Origin of the sequence: Bradyrhizobium brasilense (assembly GCF_029714345.1) — a bacterium.
Taxonomy (GTDB): Bacteria; Pseudomonadota; Alphaproteobacteria; order Rhizobiales; family Xanthobacteraceae; genus Bradyrhizobium; species Bradyrhizobium australafricanum.
Genome location: NZ_CP121669.1, coordinates 5,229,773 through 5,244,056 on the forward strand (window position 1 = coordinate 5,229,773; position 14,284 = coordinate 5,244,056).

The following is a 14,284-nucleotide window of genomic DNA, read 5'->3' on the forward strand; positions in this document are numbered from 1 at the left end:
AAACGCTCTAGGCCTTGCTGACGTCGATGATGGCCTGGACGAAGGCCTGCGGCGCTTCCTGCGGCAGATTGTGGCCGATGCCGCCGGTCAGGAGCCGATGCTCATAGTGGCCGGAGAATTTCTTGGCATAGGCCGCGGGCTCGGGATGCGGCGCGCCGTTGGCATCGCCCTCCATCGTGATGGTCGGGATCGCGATGACAGGCGCTTGGGCGAGCGTCTTCTCGAACGCGTCGTACTTCGCCTCGCCTTCGGCGAGACCAAGCCGCCAGCGGTAATTGTGGATTACGATGTCGACGTGATCGGGATTCTCGAAGGCATCAGCGCTGCGGTCATAGGTGGCGTCGTCGAACTTCCACTGCGGCGAAGCGAGCTGCCAGATCAGCTTGTTGAAATCATGCCGGTTCTTGGCATAGCCCTCGCGGCCGCGCTCGGTCGCGAAATAGAACTGGTACCACCATTGCAGTTCGGCCTTCGGCGGCAGCGGCATCTTGCCCGCGGCTTGGCTGCCGATCAGATAGCCGCTGACCGAGACCATGGCCTTGCAGCGCTCGGGCCAGAGCACCGCCATGATGTTGGCGGTGCGCGCGCCCCAATCGTAGCCGCCGAGCACGGCCTTCTCGATCTTCAACGCGTCCATCAAGGCAATAATGTCGGCGGCGACCGCGACCGGCTGGCCGCTGCGCATCGTGTCGCTGGCGAGGAAGCGCGTCGTGCCGTAGCCGCGCAGATGCGGCACGATCACGCGGTAGCCGGCCTCGGCCAGCGCCGGCGCGACGTCGGCATAGCTGTGGATGTCGTAGGGCCAGCCGTGCAGCAGGATCACTGCGGGACCGGACGCAGGACCCATCTCGACATAACCGGTATCAAGCACGCCGGCATTGATCTGCTTGACGGGACCGATCGAGGTGTGGGCGCCGGCCTTGATCGCAGGCAGCGCCGGCTTGGACTGGGCCTGAGCCGAACCGATGAAGCCGAGCCTGGAGGCGGCAAGGATCCCGCCGGCGATGCCAAGGAAGCGGCGGCGTTGCTGGTTGATGGACTGCGACATGGCGATCTCCTGCATCTGGTGTCGGGATGGAATATTGCAGAGACCGCCCCCGTCCGCTTTCAGAGGACGTGGATTTGTCCTTCAGACCGTCGTGATTTTGGCTCCGGGCGGCCTGTGCTAGGTTCCGCCACCGATTCAGCCGCCGGCCGCCGGACCATCGAATTTGACTTACCATTTCAACGACTTGACCCTCGACTCCGAGCGCCGTGAGCTGCGCCGTGGCGATGCTCTGGTGGCCGTCGAGCCGCAGGTCTTCGACCTCATCGAGTTCCTGATCCGCGCCCGCGATCGGGTGGTCAGCCGCGACGAGGTGCTGGCCGCGGTCTGGCACGGCCGGATCGTCTCGGAAGCGACGCTGAGCAGCCGGATCAACGCCGCGCGGACGGCGATCGGCGACAATGGCGAGGAGCAGCGGCTGATCCGCACCCTGCCCCGCAAGGGTCTCCGCTTTGTCGGCGATGTCAGGGAGGACACCGCGCACGATCGTCCGGTTGCAGACAATGCCAGCCCGCCGCGGCCGAGCGAGGGCCCGTCGATCGCGGTGCTGCCCTTCACCAATATGAGCGGCGACCCCGAACAGGATTATTTCGCCGACGGGATTGCCGAGGACATCACCACGGCGCTGGCGCGTTGCAGCCGCCTCACCGTGATCGCGCGCAACTCCGCCTTCACCTACAAGGGCAAGGCGGTCGACATCCGCCAGGTCGGCCGCGATCTCGGCGTCGGCTATGTGCTCGAAGGCAGCGTCCGCCGCGGCGGCGATCGGTTGCGCATCACCGGGCAGCTGATCGACGCCGTCTCCGGCGCGCATCTGTGGGCCGACCGCTTCGATGGCGCCGCGACTGATGTGTTCGACCTGCAGGACCGCATCACCGAGAGCGTGGTCGGCGCGATCGAGCCGACGCTACTCGTCGCGGAAGCCGAGCGGGTGCGGGCAGCGCCGCCCGACAGGCTCGACGCCTACGATCTGCTGCTGCGCGCCTATAGCCTGCGATACGAGTTCACGCCCGAGAGCATGGCAGCGGCACTCGATTGCCTCGATCAGGCGCTGGCGCTCGACCCCACCTACGCGCCCGCGCTGGCAGCCTCGGCCTATTGTCATGCGATGCGCCATGTCCAGGGCTGGCTGAAGCCGAACGACGCCTATCGCGAACGCGCGGTCGCGCAGGCCTGGCGCGCGGTCGAGCTCGCGCCTGGTGACCCGCAGGTGCTGTGGATGGCGGCGTTCGCGATCTGGAACATGGCCGACGAGATCGAGCCCGCGCGCGACCTGTTCGAGCGCTCGCTGGCGATCAATCCGAACTCGGCGATGGCGCTCGTGCTCGGCGGCTGGATCGAGGCGATGCGCGGCAATCAGAAAGCCGGACGCGCCATGATCGAGCGCGCGCAGCGGCTGAACCCGCGCGACCCGCGCGGCTGGTTCGCCTCCGCGGCGCTGGCGATCTGCGCGGTGCTCGACCAGAATTTTGCCGAGGCGGTGATGTGGGCCGACAAGGCGCTGGCGCAGAACCGCCGCTTCGCGGTGGCGCTGCGCGTCCTGATCGTGGCGCTGGTCAAGACCGGCGACACCGCGCGTGCGGCCCAGATCGCGCGCGAGCTGCTCAGGATCGACCCGGAGTTCACGATCTCCGGCTTCCTGTCACGAATCCCGTTTCCGGTGGAAGCGATGTCCGCGACTTATCGTGAGACACTGAAGGCGGCCGGCGTCCCGGACTGACACCGCTCGGAGGACGCGACGATCATTCACCCGCTGGTTAGGCCAAAATACCTCCATCGACCACCAAGGCATGGCCGACCACAAAGCTTGCCGCCGAACCGCATAACCATAGAACAGCCGCAGCGATTTCTTCAGGTTCGCCAAGGCGTCCGATCGGTTCGGCTGCTACGAACGCCTTGACGATCTCTGGATCGTTGCTCTTTGTTACCCGCTTCGCCATCGGAGTATTGCCGATAATGCCCGGGCATACCGCGTTGATACGGATGCCCTTCCCGGCATAATCGAGTGCGGAGGCGCGGGTGAGACCTATCACCCCGAACTTGCTGGCGGAATAGGCGGCGCGCCCTTTGGAGCCCCTCATCCCGCCGATCGACGAGCAGTTGACGATTGCGCCGCTTCTTTGTGCGGTCATGTGGCGAAGCTCGGCCTTCATGCAGTTCCACACCCCCCGCAGATTGACATCGATGATGTTGTCAAACTCGGCATCTTCCGTTTCAACCAATGGCGCAGCATCGCAGTTGATGCCCGCATTGTTGAATGCTGCATCGAGCTTCCCGTAAGTCTCGAACGCCTGCTCGATCATTGCGTTCACCTGGCCCCGATCCGTTACATCGCAGCCGATGGCAAGGACGTCATGACCCGCGGACCGCAGTTCCGCAGCGGCAGTTTCGAGCAACGCTGTGTTGCTGTCTGCAACGACCACGGACGCTCCTGCAACACCAAATGCCCTGGCTGTCGCCAGACCAATGCCACCAGCGGCGCCGGTAACAAGCGCAACCTTTCCTTCGAAGCTGTCTACCATTGCTGACCTTTCAAAATGCTGGATCTCGTCGAATAGGCGGCGCTGCTCAGAGTGACGGAATTGGCTTACTCAGCTTGCTCAGTGTCATCACCCGCGCATGCGGGTGTTGAGCCGAGAGGCCGCGGCGTACTGAGTCGCCCGGTCGAGTGCCGGGCGATGACAGGTGTAGGGGACAAGGCTCTCTCCACTTGTCGTCCCTGCCGAGTGCGCTATTGCGCACGGAGCAGGGACCCATATTCCGCGGCGGATGTTGTGGACGGGACTCGTCGTTCTGGCATCGCTCGACGATGACCATCGGTGGTTATGGGTCCCTGCTTTCGCACTAGTGCATCTACACGTTTGTCGGGCCATTTGCGAGGATTTGGAAGCGGGCCATTCCGGTGTGGAAGGTGATTGGTCCAGGTGGACGGTGGGAGGCGTAGCCGGTCCATCCGCCGAGTTTTGCGATGATCCATGCCGCCCAAGCAAGAGTGTTGGGGCGATGGTGGTTTTTCTGAAGCTCGGTGCGACCTTTCATGGTTTTGTTGATGGCCCTGAGCGTCTCGATCTCTTCTGCGGTGAAGACAAATTCAGCCGGCAATTCTTCGCCACTGTTGCGGGCCTGAACGAGTTGAATGACGATACATGCCGCTCTGGTGGCGACCGCCACGAGCTTGATCAGGCCTTCGGCGCTCTCGATCTGACTATCCTCGATGCGCAAACCCTGGCTCTTCAGCGAGCGAAAGAGTTGCTCAATGATCCAGCGCTGGCGGTACCAGGAGACGATCTGCCAGGCGTCTTTAACGGTGGCGACCGTATGAGTGGTCAGGAGCAGCCAGCGAATGGGCTCCGCACCTCTCGGCGGATGCAACTCGACCACTTCTACGAAGCTGAGTTTGATGCCCTCCGCCAAGTCGGTGACGCCGGGCCTCTGCGGCCGCTTGAGCACGACGGTTCCGAAGCGCATCGAGAGATGGGCCTGCCGGCCGCGCCGATCCATTCGCTGCGGCAGATCGATCACCGCGTTGTCGCAGAAGCGGCTCCGCTCGACCGCCTGATAAAGTGTGTCGCCATCGACCAGCGCATGGTCGTGCATGGCACGCGACAGAAGATGGACATTCTCAGCTGGCGTCAGCGCCCAGTGAGCAAAGAAATCCCCCTCGCGGTCGTTGACGACGGTGATCATGCGGGCATCTGCCAGGACGTCGCGGCCTTGCTCGGCGGCCGTCACCCAGCGCGCCGACTCCTTGTCGGCCAAGGCGCGCCGCTCATGCGGGATTTTTACCTTGCCTTTGCGCGTCCAAACGTTGCCGCCAGTAAGGCCAAGACAGACCCCGCTGTCGGCATCCACCGCCATCATCGCATGCAACAGCACGCCGCGAGCATTGCCCTTGCCGACTTTGCCCAGCCCGCGCCGCCGTCCCGCCTGGGTCTGGAACTTGACCTCGCTCGTATCCTGGATCGCCAGCACATGACGCCCGCTGACCGCAGTCCGCGTCTGCGCGCTCCAGCCCTCAATCAATTTATCGATCGTGACTTGGGGGTTGTTCACAAACCGCCAGAACGCCATATTGGCAGCCCAATCGCCCCGGGCCATCTGGCGCAAGCAGACGCTGCGCGTGCAAAGCATAGCCCGGAGAAGCGTCGCCCCCTTTTGTCGAGACGAACGTCCCCGAACTCACCCAAAGACAAATCCGGCTGCATCGCTGGCGCTCCTTCGAATCAAAGCGCCCGTGAGAGAATCATACAACATGCTGCAGAGACGCCACTTCTTGCTGCACCGAGTCAATCTGTCGCGCCCCAAAACCGTGTAGAGACGCTAGTGCTTTCGCAGGGACGACGGTGAGGATGAGTCGCAATTCAAGATGTCACACCCCGCGGCGTCATCGCCCGGCCGGGCGACGACAACGGTGGGTGAGGACAAAGCTTTGCATCCTCTCAGAGTCCGTCCGCGGTGTGCCTTCGGGAGCGACGCGAGGGCGTCCGCGTCACATCGGCGGAGGCGTCGATCATTTCGTCTTTGCGCTGAGCCCTCAACTCACCTTCGATACTGCTCATCGGAGACCTTCTCCATCCAATCCACGTTCTTGCCATTCACTGATTCCTGGATGGCGATATGCGTCATTGCGGTGGTAGTCGAAGCGCCGTGCCAGTGCTTCAGCCCGGGCGGAAACCATACGACGTCGCCTGGACGGACCTCCTCGACGGGCCCGCCCTCGCGCTGCACCCAGCCGAGCCCCGCCGTGATGATCAGCGTTTGCCCGAGCGGATGCGTGTGCCAGGCGGTCCGGGCGCCGGGCTCGAACGTGACTTGGCCGGCGCCGACGCGTGCGGGATCCGGAGCTTGGAACAGAGGGTCGATGCGGACCGATCCGGTGAACCAGTCCGCAGACCCCTGGGCGGCGGGACGAGAGCCGTTTCGTTTGATGTCGATATCCATATCCGAACTCCTTCGCTGCACGTTCGAGCTTTCCGCGCCGGCGCTCGTCGCGGCAAATGCAGCAAACGCTGCGGTGGCGACGACGACTTGTCGACGTGAATACGTCATTGCGAGCGGGGCCTTTTCTCGATGACTTCCTTGACCACCGCTGCGGCCGAGAACGCGTTGGGCCAACCCGCATAGAAAGCAAGATGGCCGACGACCTCTCCGGCCTCCTCTTTCGTCAACCCGTTGTCCATCGCCCGGTTCAAATGATAGGTGACCTGGGCGACCTGGCCGGTCGCGATCAAGGCGCTGACGGTGACCAGGCTCCTGTCCCGCGGCGCGAGTCCCGGCCTCAGCCAGAGGTCTCGGAACAGCACGTCGGTCGTGTACTGCACGAGGCTGGGCGTGATCTGTCCGAATTGCTGCCCGACGCGCGTGGCCCGCTGCGACTCCGCCGCCTCGTCCAGCGGAAGTTGTGGTCCGGAAGCCGACGGCAGTTGATCGGCTCCGATATTGCGGCTCCTGAACACGTCCTTTGTTGCCGGAACGGCGTCAATGGCGTTGGCCCAGCCGGTATAGAATGCAAGATGCGTGATGATCTCCGAGATCTCAGCGGGCTTCACGCCGCTGTCGAGCGCGACATTGAGATAGTACGGCAGTTCGACCGTCTGATCGCGCGCGATCAGAGCAGCGACGGTAACGATGCTCCTGTCGCGCGCCGACAGTCCCGGGCGCTTCCACAGATCGCCGAGCACGACGCCTTTGGCATATTTTTCGAGGACGGGCGCGACGGCGCGAATGTCTTCTGTCGTAGGCATGACCTTGGTTCCTTCCATCCTGGTCGCCGCCGTCCGGGCAGAGGCCTGTGCCACCAGGCAAAGCGTAATGGCGACCGTCGCGAGGGCTCTCATCAGAAACTCTTTCTTGTTGAACGTGCCCCCGCCCGGCTGAATCCGTGCAAATGCCTAATATCGGCATACCCCGCGGTATGGTCCTCAGTGCGCGGTGAAGCCGCCGTCGACCGGCAGGCCCACGCCGATGACAAAACTCGCGGCCGGACTGCATAGCCACAACACGGCGGCTGCGACCTCCTCGGCCCGGCCGAGACGGCCGATTGGCTGCTGCTTCATGATTTCGGCCATCGCGTCGGCCTGGCCTTTGAGCATGTCGGCGACCATCGGCGTATCGATTGTGCCGGGGCAGACCGCGTTGATGCGGATGCCGCGCGGGGCATATTCGACACCCGCGCTCTTGGTCATTCCGAGCACGGCGTGTTTGGTGCCGTGATAGGCTGCGCGTTGCGGGAGGCCGACGAGACCGCCCAAAGAAGAGCAATTGACGATCGCGCCGCTCCCTTGATCGCGCATCACGCGCAACTGATGCTTCATGCAGGCCCAGACGCCGCGCTGGTTTACCGCGGTGACGCGCTCGAAATGCTCGATCGGCTCCTCGGCGGCGTCCGATGGCGGCACTTGGATGCCGGCGTTGTTGAACGCCATGTCGAGCCGTCCGTATTCTGCGACCGCGCGATCGACCGTCGCCGCCACCTGCGCCTCTTCGGCGACGTCGCAGACCAAGCCGATTGCGGTGCCGCCGTCTCGGACGATCCGCTCCGCCTCCTTCGCGGCGAGATCGCCGTCCAAGTCGGCCAGCACGACGGAGGCGCCGCTCTCGGCGAACATCCGCGCCGTTGCCAGTCCCATGCCCTTGGCGGCACCGGTGACCAGGGCCACCTGTCCTTTGAAGTCATAGACGGGGTTCATTCAGCTCCTCATTTCATCTTGCAAGATCATTCGATCCGTTCGGTTGTCATGCCGGTTTCAGCGCCTCCGCCTCGAATGCTCCTCGGCCAGACACCGGGCACTGCCGCTCTCGTGACGAGTGCCATCGAAAGGCGCTCCCTGCCGCCGCGTCGCGCCGACCAGGCTGAACCTAGGTCTTTCGGACGTTAAAGATTAGGTGATAGAACCTAATTGGAATCATTAGTGGAGGTTATGAATGAACCGCGAGAACGCAGGCGACCTCCTCGCATTTCTGGCGGTCGCAAGGGAGCGCAGCTTCACCGGCGCGGGAGCCAAGCTCGGTATTTCGCAATCCGCTCTCAGCCAGACCGTTCGCGGCCTGGAGGAACGGCTCGGGGTGAGGCTGCTCAACCGCACCACGCGAAGCGTTGCGCCGACCCCGGCGGGAGAGCGCCTGCTCCGGAGCATCGGGCCGAAATTTGAGGAAATGGATGCCGAGCTGTCGGCCCTTGGCGAGCTGCGGGAAAAACCGGCTGGCAGCATCCGGATCACCGCGACCGAACACGCCGCCGAAGCGATCCTGCTGCCCGCCCTGGCGAAGATCCTGCCGAATTACCCGGACATCACCGTGGAAGTCATTGTCGACTACGGCCTGGCGAACATCGTCGCGCAGCGATACGACGCCGGCATCCGACCTGGCGAACTCGTCGCGAAAGACATGATTGCCGTTCGCGTTGGACCGGATTTGCGGTCGGCGGTCGTCGGCGCCCCGTCATATTTTGCCAACCGAAAGAGGCCGCGCACCCCCCAGGATCTCACCAGCCACAACTGCCTGAACCTGCGCCTGCCGACCCATGGCGGGCTCTACGCTTGGGAATTCGAGAAGGACGGCCGTGCGCTCAACGTGCGGGTCGACGGCCAGCTCGTCTTCAACGGCGCAGGACCGCTCTTGCAAGCGGCGTTGAACGGCTTTGGCCTCGCATACCTGATGGAGCGTAACGTGCAGCCCTACGTCTCCGACGGACGGCTCGTTCGGGTGCTGTCGGATTGGTGTCCGCCATTTTCCGGATACCACCTGTACTACCCTAGCCGTCGTCAACCTTCACCGGCATTCTCGCTGCTGGTTGAAGCTCTTCGGTATCGAGGGAAGTAGGCGGCACTTCTGCTTGTGGGCCTTCGGCGATCTCGCGAGATGACCACTTTTTCCGCCGCTGTGGGGGTTAAGCGGGGATCAGGCGCCAACCGCTTATGAGTACACGGCCCGGGCAGTAGACTTGTAAGCGCGGAGCCACAGCCGGATTGAAGCGGGCACTACAATCCCGGTGATCTCGCCGCCCAAGCCTTGGTGGCCTGGCAGCTCTCCATCGCTCGCGCGTAGGCAGGGCGTGCCGTCGTGCGGGCGAGATAGTCCCGCTCGGTAGGACCGGGGACGTAGTTGCCGGTTCGCATGCCGAGCAGGAGCGCGTAGCTCACCGAGATATCGGCAGCAGTGAATCGGTCGCCGGCGAGATAGGGGCAATCCGCGAGACGGCGGATGACCAACCCCAGCCGGCTCTCGAAGGTCTCGAGAGCCCAGCAGGTAACCCGGGCATCTCGCTCGGCTGCGGGCGCCAGTTGGCGACCGACAATGACGGCGTTCATCGGCCCGGCGAGCCCGGCCTCGCCCAAGTGGAGAAATTGCAAATAGGACGCGAAGGCGGGATCGTCCGGAGCGACGGCAAGCGAACCTGCGCCGGGGCGGGCGAGCAGGTACTCGAGAATCGCGATCGATTCGACCATGATCGTCTCGCCGTCCTGCAGTGCAGGAATGAAGCCGGCGGGGTTGATCGCGAGGAAATCGCGATCAACCCCGCCGGCTGCGAGCAGATCTACCGGGCGCAGCCGATAAGCCAATCCCAACTCCTCGAGCAGCCAGACAACACGGAAGCCACGACCTTCGCCATAGACGGTGAGCATTGTTAAGCGTTCCTGGATTGGGCTGGATGGACGAACTCGCAGAGGTGAGTCAGTCCCGCCACGGACTATCGATGGAGCATCATGCACGCAAGGCTGCGGCCACGAACGAGACGCGTTCCCTCTCCCGCCTGCGACGCGTCAGTTGCAGAAGCCCGCAAATGCCATATGCGACCGCCTTGGGAAGAGCGGACGCCTGCGCAATTTCGGAATATTAGAAGAATATCCCTGAGTTGCCCGACGTGTCAAGCTGCTTGGTCGAACACCGGCCGCCGCCGGTGCTTTGCATGGGGTTGTTTTCGATATTTTGGCAGCGCCCCCTGCGACGGCCCCATCACTTCATAGTGCTCTAGCCTGAGCCGCCCGGCTCGAGCGCCTCGCCGAGCTCGAGCGGATGCGCCATCGTCTCGTGCAGCGCCTGCTTGTCGAGCTCGCCTTCCGACAGACTGATCACGACGCAGGCGACGCCGTTGCCGATCAGGTTGGTGAGCGCGCGGCACTCGCTCATGAACTTGTCGATGCCGACCAGGATCGCGATCGACTGGATCGGAATGTCGGGCACGATCGACAGCGTCGCGGCGAGCGTGATGAAGCCGGCGCCGGTGACGCCGGAAGCGCCCTTCGAGGTGATCATGGCGACGCCCAAAATGCCGAGCTCCTGCCAGATCGTCAGATGCGTGTTGGTGGCCTGCGCCAGAAACAGCGTTGCCAGCGTCATGTAGATGTTGGTGCCGTCGAGATTGAAGCTGTAGCCGGTCGGCACCACGAGGCCGACCACCGAGCGCGAGGCGCCGAGATGCTCCATCTTCTGGATCATCTGCGGCAGCACCGTCTCCGACGACGACGTGCCGAGCACGATCAGGAGCTCGTCCTTGATATAGGCGATGAAGCGGATGATCGAGAAGCCGGCGAGCCGCGCGATGGCGCCCAGCACGATCAGCACGAACAGGATGCTGGTGAGATAGAAGGTCGCGATCAGCGCTGCCAGATTCAACAGCGAGCCGAGGCCGTAGGCGCCGACCGTGAAGGCCATCGCGCCGAATGCGCCGAGCGGCGCGACGCGGACGATGATCCGGATGATGCCGAAGAACATCTTGGCGGCCGTGTCGATCGCGGATGCAATCGGCTCGCCGACCTTGCCCATGAGAGCGATGGCGAAGCCCGAGAGGATCGAGATCAGCAGCACCTGCAAAAGGTCGCCGCGCGCGACCGCGCCGAGATAGCTGTCCGGAATGATCGCCATCAGATGAGCGACGATGCCCTGCTCTTTGGCCTGCGTGACGTAGTTGGAGACCGATTTCGGATCGATCGTGGAAGGATCGATGTTGAAGCCGTGGCCGGGCTGCAGCAATTCGCCGACCAGAAGACCGACCGCAAGCGCCACCGTCGACACCGCCTCGAAATAGATCAGGGTCTTCAACCCGACCCGGCCGACGCGCTTGAGGTCGCCCATCGAGGAGATGCCGTGCACCACGGTGCAGAAGATGACCGGCGCGATCATCATCTTGATCAGCGCGATGAAGCCGTCGCCCAGCGGCTTCAGCTCCTTGCCGAGATTCGGATAGAAATATCCGATCAGGACACCTGCCACGATCGCGATCAGTACCTGGACGTAGAGGATCTTGTACCAGGGCTGATGACGGGGATGGGCAACGGGCTTGATCGCGGCTGTGGTCATGAGGTGCCCCGGCTGGGATGAACTCAACTGGTGATGCCATCTTGGCGGAGCCGTGCGCAAGCGACAATGCCCATTCGCACCGTCGCGAGCGCACACGAATCTGTCATAGACTGCGGCCGGCTCGCATCGGGAGGCTGGGAATGGAATTCACGGCATTGTTTCTCGCCATCACCATCGCCATGCTGGTGGCCTGGCGTGGCCCGCGCCCCGTCGCGATCGGCCTGTTCGCGGTGATCCTGATCGCCTGCGTCGCGACCTTGCTGCACCACGCCACCGACCGTCTCACTTTGTCGTTCTGAGGCCAATCATGAACGACACGCAGGCCGTCACCCTCAATGCCGTCGCGCTCTATGGGCTGGCGCTGGTACTGGCCGCCGCCTTCGCCGCGCAGCTGCTGCTCCACGAGCTGCCCTGCCCGCTCTGTCTGTTGCAGCGCATCCTGTTCGCCCTGCTGGCGATCGGGCCGATCCTCAATATCCGCTTCGGGCCACGGCCGAGTCATTATGCGTTGTCGCTGCTGACGGCCGTCGTCGGCGCCACGGTCTCGACCCGGCAGGTGCTGCTGCACATCCTCCCCGGCGACGCCGGTTACGGTTCGGCGCTGCTCGGCTATCATTATTATACGTGGGCGCTGATCGGATTCATCGCGGCGATCGTGCTGCTCGCGGCGATGCTGCTGTTCGACCGCCAGTTCGCGCACCGCGCGGCGCCGGGCAGCTCGCCCGGCAGGTTCGCGCAAGGTGCGGTGTGGCTGGTGGTCGGGCTGACGGCGCTGAATGTGCTCTCCACCCTGCTCGAGTGTGGCTTTGCCGCCTGTGCCGACAATCCCATCGTCTATGAGCTGCTGAAGTAGGTTGCTTAGGGACGCTTCGGAATGTTCAATCCGCGCTCCACCGCCGGCCGCTTGAGACCGCGCTCCAGCCAGGCCGCGACCTGCGTGAACTGGTCGAATTCGACGAGCTCGCGAGCACCGTAGAAGCCGATCAGATTGCGCACCCAGCCGAGCATCGAGATGTCGGCGATGCTGTATTCATCGTCCATGAACCACTGCCGTCCGGCGAGATGCGTCTCCATCACGCCGAGCAGGCGCTTCGACTCGGCGACGTAGCGCTGCAGCGGCCGCTTGTCCTCGTAATCCTTGCCGGCGAATTTGTGGAAGAACCCGACCTGGCCGAACATCGGTCCGATGCCGCCCATCTGGAAATGCACCCACTGGATCGCCTGATAGCGGCGCGCCGCGTCCGCCGGCAGCAGCTTGCCGGTCTTGTCGGCAAGATATTGCAGAATGGCGCCGGATTCGAACAATGGCAGCGGCTTGCCGCCTGGGCCGTTGGGATCGAGGATCGCCGGGATCTTGCCGTTCGGGTTCAGCGACAGGAACTCCGGCGTCTTCTGGTCATCCTTGCTGAAGTCGACGAGATGGACCTCGTAAGGCAGCCCGATCTCCTCGAGCATGATCGAGACCTTCACGCCGTTCGGCGTCGGCAGTGAATAGAGCTGCAGGCGGTCCGGATGCTGGGCGGGCCAGCGTTTGGTGATGGGAAAGGCAGACAAGTCGGTCATGTCGACATTCTTTGCACGGTTGTTGCTTTGCAGGGTTGTTGATGGACGGCTAATGTACGGAGCTCAGTGAAAGCCGCAAGGTCTGCAACCGGCCATGAACGATCAACAGACAGGCGCAACAACAGGCGCAACGCTCGGCCTCTCCGATGACGAACTCGCAACGCACCCGACCGTGTTCGCGGCCGATGCGCTCGCCGATCAGGTAGTCGTGGTGTCCGGCGGCGCCGGCGGCATCGGCCGCGCCATCGCATGGCTGTTCGCCCGGCTCGGCGCGCATGTCGTCGTCGCCGGCCGCAATGCCGGCAGGCTCGACGCACTGGTCGATCATCTCGGCCATCGCGGGCTCAAGGCGTCCGCGCATGTCGCCGACATCAAGGATCCCGACGCGGTCAATGCGATGTTCGAGGCGCTGTGGACCGAGCACGGCCGTGTCGATCATCTCGTCAACAGCGCCGGCGGCCAGTTCCCGCAACCCGCGATCGACGTCTCGATCAAGGGCTGGAATGCGGTCATCAACACCAACCTCAACGGCACCTGGTACATGATGCAGGCCGCGGCGCAGCGCTGGCGCGACCGCAAGCATCCCGGTAGCATCGTCAATATCGTCGTGGTCACGACGCACGGCCTCTACGGCATTGCGCACTCGATCGCGGCACGCTCCGGCGTGATCGGCCTGTCGCGCGCGCTCGCGGTCGAATGGGCGCCGCTGAACATCCGCATCAACTGCATCGCGCCCGGCGCGATCGAGACCGAGGGCTGGAACGTTTACAGCGAAGCGGCGCGCGCCGCCTATCCGCGCTCCAATCCGATGATGCGCCCGGGCACGCCATGGGACATTGCGGAGGCCGCCGTCTACCTCGCCGCGCCCTCCGGCAAGTTCATCACCGGCGAGACGCTGACCGTCGACGGCGGCGGCCAGCATTGGGGCGAGACCTGGACGACCGGCAAGCCCGACTATTTCAGAGGCGGCGAATAACGCACGCATGCCGGTCGCCTGACGCGCTTGCGTCACTTGCCGTCGTCGAAGCTGACGATGACGGCGGCGTTCGCGATCAGGATCGGGTCGTTGCCGAGATCGGACGGAATCTCAAGCCCGCCCGCGATCGCCTTCACGGTCTTGGTGCCATAGGGCAATTCCTTCGCGACCGCTTCGATGTCGACATCTTCGGGATTCGGCACGGCGATCGTGACGTCGACGAACATGTCGTTGGCGGTCTTGCCGAGCATGCGGAAGAAGCCGAGGCTGGAATGACGGATGGCGTCTGAGACGGCCCGCTTGGCGGCCTTGGTGGCGTCGCGGCCGTGGACGTCGACGCCCATGCCCATTTCGGTGATACAGCGCACGCGTGTCATGAAGGTTCCTGTTGTCGTTGGCGT

Annotated in this window: 15 protein-coding genes; 5 read left to right on the forward strand and 10 right to left on the reverse strand. The window is 63.8% G+C overall.

Features of this window, described 5'->3' with window-relative positions; translation table 11 throughout:
- Nucleotides 1-7 precede the first annotated feature (7 nt).
- Nucleotides 8-1,048, reverse strand: coding sequence for an alpha/beta fold hydrolase (locus QA635_RS24700; RefSeq protein ID WP_283061856.1), 1,041 nt, complete (start codon nt 1,046-1,048; stop codon nt 8-10).
- 163 nt (nt 1,049-1,211) lie between these two features.
- On the opposite strand from QA635_RS24700, the gene QA635_RS24705 reads away from it, so the two are divergent.
- Nucleotides 1,212-2,765, forward strand: a complete 1,554-nt coding sequence (locus QA635_RS24705) for a winged helix-turn-helix domain-containing protein (RefSeq protein ID WP_283061858.1) — start codon at nt 1,212-1,214, stop codon at nt 2,763-2,765.
- A 37-nt stretch (nt 2,766-2,802) separates the two neighbouring features.
- Here QA635_RS24705 and QA635_RS24710 read toward each other — a convergent pair whose 3' ends face one another.
- From QA635_RS24710 to QA635_RS24730, 5 genes are all read right to left on the reverse strand, one after another.
- Nucleotides 2,803-3,567, reverse strand: a complete 765-nt coding sequence (locus QA635_RS24710) for an SDR family NAD(P)-dependent oxidoreductase (protein WP_283061859.1) — start codon at nt 3,565-3,567, stop codon at nt 2,803-2,805.
- A 331-nt stretch (nt 3,568-3,898) separates the two neighbouring features.
- Nucleotides 3,899-5,143 (reverse strand): IS4 family transposase, encoded by a 1,245-nt coding sequence (locus QA635_RS24715; protein ID WP_283071706.1) that lies wholly within the window; start codon nt 5,141-5,143, stop codon nt 3,899-3,901.
- A 441-nt stretch (nt 5,144-5,584) separates the two neighbouring features.
- On the reverse strand, nt 5,585-5,980 hold the full coding sequence (locus QA635_RS24720) for a (R)-mandelonitrile lyase (protein WP_225159202.1): 396 nt from the start codon (nt 5,978-5,980) through the stop codon (nt 5,585-5,587).
- Between the two features lie 110 nt (nt 5,981-6,090).
- Entirely contained in the window at nt 6,091-6,882 is a 792-nt protein-coding gene (locus QA635_RS24725) for a carboxymuconolactone decarboxylase family protein (RefSeq protein ID WP_283061860.1), read from the reverse strand.
- Between the two features lie 84 nt (nt 6,883-6,966).
- Nucleotides 6,967-7,734, reverse strand: coding sequence for an SDR family oxidoreductase (locus QA635_RS24730; RefSeq protein ID WP_283061861.1), 768 nt, complete (start codon nt 7,732-7,734; stop codon nt 6,967-6,969).
- A 235-nt stretch (nt 7,735-7,969) separates the two neighbouring features.
- On the opposite strand from QA635_RS24730, the gene QA635_RS24735 reads away from it, so the two are divergent.
- A complete protein-coding gene (locus QA635_RS24735) occupies nt 7,970-8,866 on the forward strand; it encodes a LysR family transcriptional regulator (RefSeq protein WP_283061863.1) in 897 nt (298 codons plus the stop codon).
- 158 nt (nt 8,867-9,024) lie between these two features.
- Here QA635_RS24735 and QA635_RS24740 read toward each other — a convergent pair whose 3' ends face one another.
- Together QA635_RS24740 and QA635_RS24745 are read right to left on the reverse strand one after the other, a co-directional pair.
- On the reverse strand, nt 9,025-9,669 hold the full coding sequence (locus QA635_RS24740) for a glutathione S-transferase family protein (RefSeq protein ID WP_283061865.1): 645 nt from the start codon (nt 9,667-9,669) through the stop codon (nt 9,025-9,027).
- Between the two features lie 346 nt (nt 9,670-10,015).
- Nucleotides 10,016-11,344: a dicarboxylate/amino acid:cation symporter gene (locus QA635_RS24745; protein WP_283061866.1), complete on the reverse strand. Its 1,329-nt coding sequence runs from the start codon at nt 11,342-11,344 to the stop codon at nt 10,016-10,018.
- Nucleotides 11,345-11,484: 140 nt separating this feature from the next.
- Between QA635_RS24745 and QA635_RS24750 the strand changes: the two genes are divergently transcribed.
- Together QA635_RS24750 and QA635_RS24755 are read left to right on the forward strand one after the other, a co-directional pair.
- Nucleotides 11,485-11,643: a DUF5993 family protein gene (locus QA635_RS24750; RefSeq protein WP_016842788.1), complete on the forward strand. Its 159-nt coding sequence runs from the start codon at nt 11,485-11,487 to the stop codon at nt 11,641-11,643.
- A gap of 8 nt (nt 11,644-11,651) precedes the next feature.
- Nucleotides 11,652-12,197 carry a disulfide bond formation protein B gene (locus QA635_RS24755; protein WP_283061867.1) on the forward strand — a complete coding sequence of 182 codons (546 nt, stop codon included), beginning with the start codon at nt 11,652-11,654 and terminating at the stop codon, nt 12,195-12,197.
- 5 nt (nt 12,198-12,202) lie between these two features.
- On the opposite strand, the gene QA635_RS24760 is transcribed toward QA635_RS24755, so the two are convergent.
- Entirely contained in the window at nt 12,203-12,907 is a 705-nt protein-coding gene (locus tag QA635_RS24760) for a glutathione S-transferase family protein (protein ID WP_283061869.1), read from the reverse strand.
- Between the two features lie 94 nt (nt 12,908-13,001).
- Here QA635_RS24760 and QA635_RS24765 point away from each other — a divergent pair, with 94 nt between their 5' ends.
- On the forward strand, nt 13,002-13,883 hold the full coding sequence (locus QA635_RS24765; RefSeq protein WP_283061871.1) for an SDR family oxidoreductase: 882 nt from the start codon (nt 13,002-13,004) through the stop codon (nt 13,881-13,883).
- A gap of 32 nt (nt 13,884-13,915) precedes the next feature.
- Here QA635_RS24765 and QA635_RS24770 read toward each other — a convergent pair whose 3' ends face one another.
- Nucleotides 13,916-14,260, reverse strand: coding sequence for a Lin0512 family protein (locus tag QA635_RS24770; protein ID WP_076831854.1), 345 nt, complete (start codon nt 14,258-14,260; stop codon nt 13,916-13,918).
- Between the last annotated feature and the right edge of the window lie 24 nt (nt 14,261-14,284).

What these genes read in the sequence shown, in the direction of transcription:
- QA635_RS24700 (WP_283061856.1), bottom strand. Translation starts at nt 1,048, where the DNA reads ATGTCGCAGTCCATCAACCAGCAACGCCGCCGCTTCCTTGGCATCGCC.
- QA635_RS24710 (WP_283061859.1), bottom strand. Translation starts at nt 3,567, where the DNA reads ATGGTAGACAGCTTCGAAGGAAAGGTTGCGCTTGTTACCGGCGCCGCT.
- QA635_RS24715 (WP_283071706.1), bottom strand. Translation starts at nt 5,143, where the DNA reads ATGGCCCGGGGCGATTGGGCTGCCAATATGGCGTTCTGGCGGTTTGTG.
- QA635_RS24725 (WP_283061860.1), bottom strand. Translation starts at nt 6,882, where the DNA reads ATGAGAGCCCTCGCGACGGTCGCCATTACGCTTTGCCTGGTGGCACAG.
- QA635_RS24730 (WP_283061861.1), bottom strand. Translation starts at nt 7,734, where the DNA reads ATGAACCCCGTCTATGACTTCAAAGGACAGGTGGCCCTGGTCACCGGT.
- QA635_RS24735 (WP_283061863.1), top strand. Translation starts at nt 7,970, where the DNA reads ATGAACCGCGAGAACGCAGGCGACCTCCTCGCATTTCTGGCGGTCGCA.
- QA635_RS24740 (WP_283061865.1), bottom strand. Translation starts at nt 9,669, where the DNA reads ATGCTCACCGTCTATGGCGAAGGTCGTGGCTTCCGTGTTGTCTGGCTG.
- QA635_RS24745 (WP_283061866.1), bottom strand. Translation starts at nt 11,344, where the DNA reads ATGACCACAGCCGCGATCAAGCCCGTTGCCCATCCCCGTCATCAGCCC.
- QA635_RS24750 (WP_016842788.1), top strand. Translation starts at nt 11,485, where the DNA reads ATGGAATTCACGGCATTGTTTCTCGCCATCACCATCGCCATGCTGGTG.
- QA635_RS24755 (WP_283061867.1), top strand. Translation starts at nt 11,652, where the DNA reads ATGAACGACACGCAGGCCGTCACCCTCAATGCCGTCGCGCTCTATGGG.
- QA635_RS24760 (WP_283061869.1), bottom strand. Translation starts at nt 12,907, where the DNA reads ATGACCGACTTGTCTGCCTTTCCCATCACCAAACGCTGGCCCGCCCAG.
- QA635_RS24765 (WP_283061871.1), top strand. Translation starts at nt 13,002, where the DNA reads ATGAACGATCAACAGACAGGCGCAACAACAGGCGCAACGCTCGGCCTC.
- QA635_RS24770 (WP_076831854.1), bottom strand. Translation starts at nt 14,260, where the DNA reads ATGACACGCGTGCGCTGTATCACCGAAATGGGCATGGGCGTCGACGTC.